Genomic DNA, 11,502 nt, shown 5'->3' on the forward strand with positions numbered 1-11,502 from the left:
GCGATGAGCGGAGTCGACGCCGGATTGGGACGGGCCACCGCCGCGCGCTGGCGCACGGTCCGCCGCGCATCAGTGGCCGCCGCTCTCACGGCCCTCGTGGTGGGCATTGCACTGTCACCCGGCTTCGACGAGCGCGAGGTCCAGGTCGACGACCCGTCGGTGTGGGCGCTGCAGACCGCTGCGGGCGAACGGTTCGGGCGCGTGAACACTGTGGTCTCGGAGGTCGACACGGTCAAGGCCGTCGAGGACCCCAGCGACATTCTGCAGATGGACCGCACGCTGCTGGTGTTCTCGGACAACCTCGGCTCGGTGACGACTCTTGACGCGGCGCGTCCGCGCGATATCGGCGAGGCCAGCGGCGACGAGACGGTGTCGACTCCGTTGGGGACCACGGCAGTGGCGCACACGGGGGATGTGGTCGCGTACCTCACCGAGTCGGGCGAGGTGCTGGCCGGGTCGGTCAGTGAAGGCACCGCTGTGGCGCCCCGCGCGATCGATCCCTACGCGGACGTGGAGGTCGCCGAAGGCGAGGACCGGCCACAGTTCCGGGCGGTCGCCGCGGCGGTCTCGGTCGACGGGACGCTCGCCGCCTACTCCGCGCAGCGCCAGAGCGTTCTCGTGGCCGATGCGATCGACGGCGAGGTGCGCGACACCATCCACCTCCCGGAGGGACCGGAGAGCGACGGCGTGCAGTTGGCGTGGGTGGGGTCCACGTGGGTGCTGCTCGACCCCGACAGCGGACTCGTGTGGACCAGCCTCGCAGACGAACCGGTCGCGACCGACGCGGCACCGAGCGCGCTGCTGCAGGCTTCCTCGCCCGAGTCGGACACGGTCATCATCGCCGACGACTTCGGAGCCGTCACGGTTCCCTTCGACGGCAGCGGCTCGATGCGCACCCACGGGTCGAGCGAGCTCGCGCTCGGACAGCCCGCGCGACCCGCGCCGCTGCCGGGCACCGCGATCATCGCCGGGGCGTGGCTCCCGGTCGGCGAGGGCCCGGGCACGCTGTGGATGTCCAACGGCACCACCACTCAGCTGGACTACGGCCAGGGCACGCTCGGGGAGCGCCGCACGCCGCAGCTGCGCTCCAACGGGGCGCGACTGATCCTCAATGAGGCGCGATCGGGATGGGTGTGGGGTGTGCCGTCTGGCGCGCTGGTGCCGTCGTCCCAGGAGTGGGTGCGCGAGGACACGGCCCAGCAGGCGCCCGAGGATGAGGAGATCGCCGCCCAGGTGTCCGATCCGCGCGCACCCGTCGCTGAGGACGATGCGCTGGGCGTGCGCGCCGGCCGTCAGATCAGCCTGCCCGTGCTGCTGAACGACCACGACGCCAATGGCGACGTGCTCACCGTGGTGCCGAACTCCCTCGCAGGCCTCGATCCCGCCTTCGGGACGCTCGCGGTGGGGGATGACGACCAGACGGTGGTCGTGGACGTGGCGCCCGGCGCGTCCGGTGCCTCCACGTTCACCTACGCCGTCACCGACGGGACGGCCGGAGAGGGACTGCTGTCCGAGCCCGCCTCGGTCACGCTCACCGTGAAGGACACCGACGAGAACGATCCGCCCGTGTGGTGCGGCGTCGACGACTGCCTCGCCACGTGGCCGGCACCGCAGGTGGCGCCGGGAGGCACAGTGTCGGTGGACGTGCTCTCTGGCTGGGTCGACCCTGAGGGCGATCCCATGTATGTGGCGGGCGCGCGCACCGAGGCGTCGGCCGGCGTCGTCGCGTCGTCGCCTGAGGGCGACGTCGTGTTCCAGCACACCAACGCGTCGTCGACCGAGTCCGGTGCCGTGCCGGTCGATGTCACCGTGTCTGACTCGTACGGCGCGCAGGCGGAACGCACCCTGACGGTGGCGGTCATGGGCGAGCCCGAGCTGCGCGCCGATGACGTGGTGGCCACCGTGACCGCGGGGGTGACCACCACCGTGGACGTGGCAGGCCTCGTGTCGGGAGCGCGAGGGCCGCTGGTGATCACCGAGGCCGCCTCGGACACGAGCGACGACGCGACGGTCGCCGTGGCCCAGGGCACGGTGGGCTTCACCTTCACGGCGCCGGAGGCAGGCTCCTCCCTGGTCGACTACACCCTCACGGACGGGGTGGCGGAGGTGCGCGGCTTGGCCCGCGTGACCGTCATCGCACCCGAGCAGGAGCGGCTGTCGACCGTGCCGCTGACCGCCTTCGTCCGCTCGCGCGAGGACGCCACCATCGACGTGCTGTCCTCGGTGACCAATCCCGGCGGCCACGTGCTCCTGCTGGACGAACTCGAGACCGAGCCCGCAGAGGGGGCGCGACTCTCGGCGGACATCGTCGGGCACTCCGCGCTGCGCATCAGCGGCGAGACCGCCGATGCACAGCCGGGCCTGCTGGGGGTGCTGCGCTACAGCGTCTCCGATGGTTCGGGCCGCACGGAGGCGACGGCACGCGGGGAGGTCACCGTGATGCTGCTCGACTCGGAGGTGCCCTCCACGCCGCTCGCCGTGGACGACGCCATCACGGTGCGTGCCGGGACGCAGGCGGACGTCGACGTGCTCGCCAACGACGTGGGCCCCGCGGGCAACGTCATCGCGCTGGATGCCGCATCCGTCGAGGCCAGCGAGGGGGCGGGTCTCGCTTTCCCCGCACGCTCGACGGTGCGGTACCTCGCTCCAGACGAGCCCGGCGTGCACGAGATCTCGTACGCCACCTACGTGCTCGGCTATCCCGCCCAGCGCGACACCGCCACCGTGGTCGTCACGGTGCTCGAATCTGACACGAACGCGCCGCCGACGCCGATCCCGCTCAGCGGCCGCGTGGCCTCGGGCCAGACTGTTCGCCTGCCGTTCGACGGCACCGGCACGGACCCCGACGGCGACGCGGTGGCGCTGCAGCGCATCGAGGCGCAGCCGGAATCGGGCTCTGCGCGGGTGTCCTCCGACGGCCAGTCCATCGTCTACACGGCCGATGCCGGCTTCGCCGGCCAGGTGGCGTTCGACTACAGCGTGGTCGACGCCCGCGGGCAGGGGGCGATCGCAACCGCGACGGTCGGAGTGCTCGCGGCGGACGTCGACCCGCGCCCGGTCACCTACTCGGACTATGTGCAGGCGCAGGTCGGCCCCGACCGCAGGGTGAGCCTCGAGCCCACCGGCAACGACATCGACCTCGCTGGCGGAGACCTGGAGCTGCTGTCGGTGCGGCCCGACGCGGACCCGGCCTCGCAGGAGTTCGCCGCGCTGAGCGAGCGGCTCGAGTCGGTGGAGGACGGCCGAGTGACGCTGTCCGTCGGCGAGGAGACCGGCACCCACTCCTTCGTCTACACCGTGCGGAACCCCGTCGGCTCGACCGCGATCGGTCGCATCGTCCTCAAGGCCGTGCGCGACCCCGTCGCGGACGTGCCGGTGGTGGACGACACGGTGCTGACTGCGGAGAACCGCGACACCTTCGCCTCCGGGGTGGACGTCCTCACCGACCGGGTGTCGTGGAGCTCCGGCGAGGCCGACGATCTGGCGCTGTCCCTGTGGGGAGACCAGCCGGACCTCACGCTGGACGGCCGTGCCATCGCCGGCCCGCTGCCCGAGGTGACTCGCCTGGTGCCGTTCCAGGTGACCGGTCGGGACTATGCCGGAGAGCAGGTGGTGTCGTACGGCTTCCTGCGCGTGCCGGGTGCGGACGAGGTCCGCGTCGCGCTGCGCGACGACTTCGCGCCGCCTGAGGTCGATGAGGGAGACTCGGTCACGTTCGACCTGATCGACCTCGCCGCGATCCCGGAGGGGTTCGAGCTCGACATCGACGCAGGCGGGGTGGCCGCATCGGGCCACCGCGCCGACTCGTCGTGCGCGCTGGTCTCCGGCACCACCCTGCGCTACGCCGCCGGCATGGGCGACCCCTACACAGACACGTGCCTGGTGCCCGTCACGCTGGCCGGCCAGGACGAGCCCACCGTGCTGCCGGTGCCGATCGTGATCATCGCCGAGGACCCGCAGCCCATCCTCACCGGTGCTTCGCTCGAACTGTCGCCGGGCGAGACCACCACGTTCGACGTGGCGCAGATGGTGTCCTGGCCGCAGGGCGCCGCGGCCCGTGCGGTCGGGTTCTTCACGGACTACTCAGGTCAGCACTTCGACGTGTCGCGAGCGGGCACGGAGCTGACCGTCACGGCGAAGGACGCCTCCATCCCCGGTCGCCAGGACGTCGTGACCGTGTCCCTGCCGTCCGACCCGGCGACCCCCGCGACGTCGCTGTCTCTCGAGGTGGGCCCCGCCCCGTCCGAGCTTCCCAAGGGTGCGAGCGTCGTGCAGCGGTGCTCGCAGGCCTCGGGATCCTCGTGCACGGTCACGGTCGCGGGCGTCTCCGGCGAGGTCAATCCGCTGCCGGGCACCCCCCTTGAGCTGGTCGACGTCGCGGGCGCGGCGTCGTGCCCCCAAGTCACGTGGAGCCGCGTCGACGGCCGCACGGTGCGCGCGACCTGGGCGCAGGATGCACCCGGTGCCGTGTGCGATGCGACCTTCACGGTGCGCGATGCGCAGGGGCGCGTGAGCGCGGGCGACCGGCAGGGTGCCATCAGCCTCGACCTTCAGGGGTTTCCCGCTGCACCCGCCGAGATCCGGCAGACCGCCTTCGCCGACGGCCGCGTGACGCTCGCGGTGACGCCGGGCCCTGCGAGCGCCGCCTACCCGGCGATCTCGGGCTTCGAGGTGTACGCCGGGAACGCTCAGGTGGCGACCTGTTCCGCGCGTGGCACGTGCCCCGAGCTGTCCGGCCTGACGAACGGTGACAAGCGTCAGTACACGGCACGCGCCGTCAACGCCGTCGGCCAATCCCGCGACGGGGTGTCCGTCACGGCTTGGGCCTATGCGCCCCCTGCCTCGCCCACCGACGTCCAGTGGAGCCCCACGCGCGACACCGGCGGTGCCGGCGGCCTCATCGACGTCACGATGCGGATCCCGGATCCGACCACGCGCGCCGTCACCTTGTCGAGCCCGACGGGCGCGACGCGCGAGTACGCGGTCAGCGGCAGGACGCTGTCGATCAGCGGCTACGAGGTCGGCTCGAACCAGTCCCAGACGGTGACGGTCACGCCCATGACCGCGCTCCAGATCCCACCCGTGGGCGGTGGCGACTCGAACGGGGAGGCCACGAGCTTCACGGCGAACGGTGTGGGTGCGCCCGAGCTGCTTCGCGCGGACTACTCGCTCAACGAGAACCGTGACCGGGTGACGTTCACTGTTCAGGTCCGCTCGGGCGGCGAGGGCTCGCAGACCTGGGTCGGCATCGAGACGTGGCGCGGATGCAGCGACCGGGTGCAGGTGTCGGGAGGCAGAGCCCAGCTGACTGCCGACGTGGATCCGAATACGCGAACCGACTTCACACTGTGCGGCGAGAGCCGCTACGGGGGCGCCACCTTCGCGCCGTCCAACACAATCAATCAGCGGGTGTACTCCTACCTCGAGCCAGGCGCACCGACGTTCGACAGCGGCTATCGCGTAGCGTCCACCTGCACCTTCCAGAACGACTACTGGTGCACCACCGTGGTCGACCGCCAGCCGGATCCCCGCAACCCGCGCGGCACGTTCACTCAGTACTCTGCGAACGGCGGCGACTGGAGTCAGAACTTCTCGCTGCCTACCGGCCGGGAGTCCCAGGTGCGCGCCCGCTACTGCATCGACTTCGGTGGCGGCGACATCCGGTGCTCTGAGCAGACCACGATCGTGCCTGCGCAAGACGGGTCGCCGCTGTACCCCATCGAAGCGCAGATCAGCCAGTGTCGAGCGGGCGTCGACCCGAACATCGGCGGCATCAGCGTGAATGCGGACGGTTCGCACTACACGGCGAGCAGCACGATGCTCGGGGAGTCGGGCGGCGATGCAGTCGCGATCGAGGACATGCGCCGCATGCGCTGGGAGGTGTCCTTCACGGGGGCCCTCGGCGGCATGAACTCCTTCTCGCGCACCGTGACGTGCGACTACACCGCACCGCCGCCCGACCCCTCCCCAGAGCCGACGCCCGAGCCATGACCGCGCATCGGCCGTCCCGCCCCATGACCGCCGGGCCTGCGCCCGGCCGCCATCCCCTACGCAAGGAGAACCGATGACCGTCACCGAGGAGCAGGCCGACTGGTTCGCGAGCACGTACTCGGCGCTGGCCGACAACGTCGAGCGCGCCGTGCTCGGCAAGCGCCACGTGGTCGAGCTCGCGTTCACCGCGATGATCTCCGAGGGGCACCTGCTGCTCGAGGACGTGCCCGGCACGGGCAAGACGTCCTTGGCGCGGGCGTTGGCGCAGACCGTCAAGGGCACCAGCACGCGCATCCAGTTCACGCCCGACCTGCTGCCAGGAGATGTCACGGGCATCACGGTCTTCGACCAGAGCTCCGGCACGTTCGAGTTCCATGCGGGCCCGGTCTTCGCGAACGTGGTCCTCGCGGACGAGATCAACCGCGCCAGCCCCAAGACTCAGTCCGCGCTGCTCGAGGTCATGGAGGAGGGCGCCGTCACGGTCGATGGCGTCACGCGCCCGGCGGGCCGGCCGTTCATGGTGGTGGCGACCCAGAACCCGGTCGAGCAGGCGGGCACGTACACGCTCCCCGAGGCGCAGCTGGACCGCTTCATGATGCGCACCTCGCTCGGATACCCGGACCACGCCGCCACGCTGCGCATCCTCGACGCGGGCCGGCCGCCGCGCGTGGTCGTGCCCGCGCTGGTGGAGCTGCAGACGATCGCGGCGATGACCGAGCTGTCCGCCGCCGTCCACACGAGCCCCCTGGTGCTCGACTACATCGCCCGCATCGTCGACGCCACGCGCAGCGCCACCCAGGTGCGCCTGGGCGCCTCCATGCGCGGTGCGATGGCGCTCGCGCGCGGCGCGCGCACGTGGGCGCTCGGTCACGGCCGCACATACGTGACGCCCGATGACGTCAAGGCGCTCGCAGAGCCGGTGCTCGCGCACCGGCTCATCCTCGACCCCGAGGCCGAGTTCGACGGCGTCACCGCGACCGCCGTGATCGGCCAGGTGCTGCTCGACACCCCGCCGCCGAGCCAGAAGGATCTCGCTTGAGCGTCGAGTCCACCGGGCGCACCCGCGCCGACGAATCCGCCGCCTCGCACACCCGCAGCCACACGCGCTCGGGAGCGACGCGGGCGGGTACGCGCACCCAGCTCACGGGCGAGTCCCGTGGACGGTGGGTGGCCCTCGGACTGTGGGCGCTGCGCGCGACCCGCATCACGGCCGATGCGGTCGCGGCGGGGTGGGCGCACACGCGGGCGGTCGTGACACCCTCGGGCTGGGCGGCCATCGTGGTGGCCGTCACCGGGGTGGCGCTGGGGCTGGGATTCGGCTGGGGCGAGTTCCTCATCGCGGCGCTGGTCGCGGTGGTGCTGCTGCTCGTGGCGCTGCCGTTCCTGGTGGGACGCGAGGCCTACGAGGTCGACTTCCGGCTCAGCCACGACGCGGTGGTGGCGGGCGACGACGCCGAGGGCGAGATCGTGGTGCGCAACACCCAGGCGCGGCTGGCGCTGCCCGGGCGCGTCGACGTGCCCGTGGGGCATGGGCTGGTCGACTTCCATGTGCCACTGCTGCGGCGCGACCACCAGCATCGCGAGTCCATCGTCATCCCCGCGGCGCGGCGCGGCATCATCGACGTGGGTCCCGCCACCACGTCCCGCACGGACCCCCTCCACCTCCTGCAGCGAGAGTTCCACTGGGCGGACGTGCGCACGCTGTACATCCATCCCGTCACCATCGCGATCCCCAGCACCTCCATGGGGTTCGTCCGCGATCTCGAGGGGCGCACCACCAAGACCATCACGAACGAGGACATCTCGTTCCACGCAGTGCGCGAGTACGCCCGGGGCGACGCACAGCGGCAGATCCACTGGAAGTCCACCGCGAAGACCGGCACGCTCATGGTGCGCCAGTTCGAGGAGACGCGGCGGTCCACGATCTCCGTGGTCCTCGACATGGACGAGGACTCCTACGCCTCGGACACCGAGTTCGAGATGGCGGTGAGTGCCGTCGGATCGCTGGCGGTGCGCGCGATCCGCGATGGCCGGGACGTCCAAGTGGTGGTGAGCGGCGAGGTGCCGGAGTTCGCCCGCGCCTCGGTGCGCTCGCTGCGACAGCTGCGAGTGACCACCCCGCGCTCGCTGCTGGACGAGCTCGCCGGCGTCGAGTCGGGCGCCGCCGTGGTGGCCCTGCCCACCCTGACGCGCATGCTCGTGGAGTCCTCGGGCGACACCTCGCTCGCCTTCCTCATCACGGGGGCGGCGGCCACGCACAGTCAGCTTCAGAGCGCGGCCCTGGCGTTCGGGGGCGACGTCGCGGTGGCGGCCGTGGTGTGCGACCCGAACTCCCAGCCGTCGATGCGGGCCATGGGCCGCACGCGCGTGCTGAGCCTCGGTGTGCTCGACGATCTGCGCCAGCTGCTCGCGCGGGGCGCGACGTGAGCGGGCCGCGCGTCGCCGTCGCTCCTGGCGCCCGCAGCGCGCGAGGCGGCGCCATGCCCGACCGCCCCACCTGGGGGTTCACGCTGATCAACGCGGGGTTCGTCATCGCGGGAGCGGCGGTGGCGGCATGGAGCCTGCTGCCGGTGTTCGCGTCCACTCGGTACGTGGTGGCGATGGGAGTGGCGATCCTTGCCGGGACGGCCATCGCGGTGCTCTGCGAGCGGCTGCGGCGCGGACCGGGTCTCGCGCTGGCGCTCACACTCGGCGTGTACGTGGTCGGTGGTGTGCTGCTGGCGATCCCGGGCGCGCTCGAGGGACCAGCGGCGTGGCGGGACGCGGCGGTGGACCTGGTCCGCAGCCCGGTCTTCGGGTGGAAGGACATCGTCACCCTGCCGCTGCCGCTCGGCGACTACCGCGCCACCCTGGTGCCCGTCTTCGCGCTGTTCCTCACGGCGACGGTGCTCGCCACCTGGGCGTCTGGCCGTGCGCGGCGGGCGTGGGGGCTGGGCGGCGTGGTGCTCGGCGGACTGCTCGCGGTGTCGGTCGCGATCGGCCCGGGGGTGAGGGCCGATGCGCTGGTGGCGCGTGGCCTCGAGACGTACGTCACGCGTGAGTTCGCGGTGGGGCTGCTGCTGTTCGCCGTGGTGCTGGCGTGGTTCGGGTGGCGCGCGGGTCACGCCCGTCGCCGCGCGATCGCGCGAGCGCAGAGTGGCGCGGAGGCCCGGTTGGTGCGCGCGCCACGAGGGCGCGCGATCGGCGGTGCCGCCGCAGTGGTGGCGATCCTGCTGGTCGCCGCCGGCATCGGGACTCTCGCAGCGGGGCCGATCGCGGCCGAGACGCCGCGCGAGGTAGCCAGGACGGCCATCGATCCGCGACTCACGCTCGGCGAGTCGGTGTCTCCCCTCGCGTCGTACCGCTCGTATTTCGAGGAGCCCGCCTACGACGCGGTGCTGTTCACGGTCGCGCCCCGCACGGGGACCTCCGATCGCGTGCGCCTTGCCGCGCTTGCCCACTTCGACGGGGAGACGTTCAGCGCGTCGGCGGGCCCCGACGCGCCACCGGTGCGCTTTCAGCGCGTGCCGTCGTCCATCGCCCCGGAGCCGGGGACCACGACGGTGCGCGCGGACATCACGATCGCCGCAGGCGGCGGCATCTGGGTGCCGCTGCTCGGGCCGCTCGGCAGTGTGGAGTTTCACGGACCGCGCCAGGCGCAGCTCGTCGATGGCTTCTACTATCTCGCGGACGGCGCGACCGCGGTGATGGGGGCTGAGGGAGGCATCGTCGCGGGCGACAGCTACACCGTCGAGGGTCACATTCCCGCCGAGCGTCCCGCGCTCGCGGAGCTGGGGGCGTCCCCCGGAGCGGCCAGCATCGATACTGATCTGATCCCGCCCTCGCTGTCCGATTGGGTGACGCTCCAGAATGTCTCGCGCGACGGCGCCGGGCTCCAGGAGCTCCTCACCCGGCTGCGGGAGCGCGGGTACCTCAGCCACGCGCTCGACGACGATGCCACCACGGCCGGGTGGATTCAGGACCTCCCTGACTACGCGTTCGCCTCGTCGGCCGCGGGGCACTCCTACGACCGCCTGGACCGGATGTTCACCGCGCTCGTCGAACGGGAGGAGACGGCCATCGGGAACCGCAGCTCCTCCCTCGTTGCCGCGGTCGGCGACGACGAGCAGTTCGCGGCTGCCGGCGCATTGCTCGCGGCCGAGCTGGGCTTCCCCTCGCGGGTCATCGTGGGAGTGCGGCTCGCGGAGACCGATGACGCGGGCTGGACCGTCCCACCCTGCGACGCGGGGGAGTGCCGGGGGCGCAACCTCGCCGCGTGGGTCGAGGTCCAGGGCACGGACGGGTCGTGGGTGGCGGCTGACGTGTCGCCGCAGTTCGAGTCGCCGCTGTCGCCCGAGGTGTCGCAGCAGACGGACCCCGAGTACCCCTCGGATCTCGACCCGCAACGGGCGGAACCCATCGTGCCGCCGTCGTCGCAGCGCGGGATCGCGGATGACGACTCTGCGGCGGAGGACGAAGCCGACGATGCCAGCGGCTGGTTCGGGACGGTGCTGCGCGTCGGTGGCATCGGCCTGCTCGCGCTGCTGGTGCTGTGCGGGCCGTTCCTGCTGGCGATCGCCTGGAAGGCGGCGCGGCGTTCTCGGCGCCGGCGGGGCGCGCCGCTCGACTCGGTGCACGGCGGCTGGGACGAGTACGTGGACACCGCCGTCGAGGCCGGTCACGCACCGTTGCCGCTCGCGACGCGCTCGGAGGCGGCCGAGGCCTACGGCTCCGAGCGTGGGGGTCGCATCGCCGTCGCCGCGGACCGCGCGACGTTCTCGGGGGCCGCGCCGTCGCCCGAGGAGGCGGCGGAGCTGTGGGCGCTCCTCGAGGCCGACCGCGCGGCGTGGCTTCGCGAGCGAGGATGGTGGGCCAGACTCAGGATGCGCGTCTCGGTGAGGTCCGTGTGGCTGTCAGTCGCGACTCCGCCACCCGCGCCGGTCGCGCAGCGCCGCACGGACCGTCCGCAGTGGCGGTCGGATCACACGTCGCGCACGGGCAGCAGGCGGACTACAGCGCGTTCGCGCCGCCGGACCGGACGGCGACGCCGAACCTAGGACGCGCGGAGGCGTGCCGGGCATCGACCCCGGTGCGCGTGGGACAGTGCAGGGTGAACGGTGCCCCGTGCACCATGAACAGAGAGGGACCACGGAGATGGACTTGGCAGTGGGGACCGCGGTGCTGGTGTCCCTGGGCGTCGTCGCGGCGGTCGATGTGGTCTGGATGGGGCTGGCACTCGGCGCGCTGGTGCGCAAGCTGGGGGGCGACCCCCGCCAGGCGTGGATCCCCGTGCTGCGGTGGGTCGCGGCGGCCCGCGAGGGTCGAGTGGCCACGGTGCCGGTCGCGGTCGCGCGCACGGTCGAGGTGGTGGGCGCGCTCACCGCCGTGGTCTCTCTGATCGTCATGGTCGCCGCGGACGCCGTGGTTCCGGCGGTCCGCATCGCGCTGATCGCCGGGCTCACCCTGTGGCTCCTCGGCTCGCTGGTGGGCTGGGTCATGTGGATCTACGGGGCGGGCATCGTCGAGCTCCGC

General features: G+C 72.3%; 5 protein-coding genes. All 5 read left to right on the top strand.

The genetic code is table 11. The features are described 5' to 3' along the window. The first annotated feature begins 3 nt into the window (after positions 1-3). Positions 4-5,991 carry an Ig-like domain-containing protein gene (locus AOP72_RS13480; protein ID WP_062130719.1) on the top strand — a complete coding sequence of 1,996 codons (5,988 nt, stop codon included), beginning with the start codon at positions 4-6 and terminating at the stop codon, positions 5,989-5,991. Positions 5,992-6,064: 73 nt separating this feature from the next. Continuing rightward, positions 6,065-7,030 (top strand): AAA family ATPase, encoded by a 966-nt coding sequence (locus tag AOP72_RS00180; protein ID WP_062130723.1) that lies wholly within the window; start codon positions 6,065-6,067, stop codon positions 7,028-7,030. Then, a complete protein-coding gene (locus tag AOP72_RS00185; RefSeq protein ID WP_062130726.1) occupies positions 7,027-8,418 on the top strand; it encodes a DUF58 domain-containing protein in 1,392 nt (463 codons plus the stop codon). Before AOP72_RS00180 ends, AOP72_RS00185 begins: the two co-directional genes overlap by 4 nt. Positions 8,419-8,471: 53 nt before the next feature. Further along, positions 8,472-11,027 (top strand): transglutaminaseTgpA domain-containing protein, encoded by a 2,556-nt coding sequence (locus AOP72_RS00190; protein WP_062130729.1) that lies wholly within the window; start codon positions 8,472-8,474, stop codon positions 11,025-11,027. Positions 11,028-11,130: 103 nt separating this feature from the next. Next, positions 11,131-11,502 (top strand): hypothetical protein (locus tag AOP72_RS13865; RefSeq protein WP_202965627.1); only part of this gene is annotated, 372 nt, incomplete at its 3' end.

It is taken from the genome of Demequina aestuarii (assembly GCF_000975095.1).
GTDB lineage: Bacteria > Actinomycetota > Actinomycetes > Actinomycetales > Demequinaceae > Demequina > Demequina aestuarii.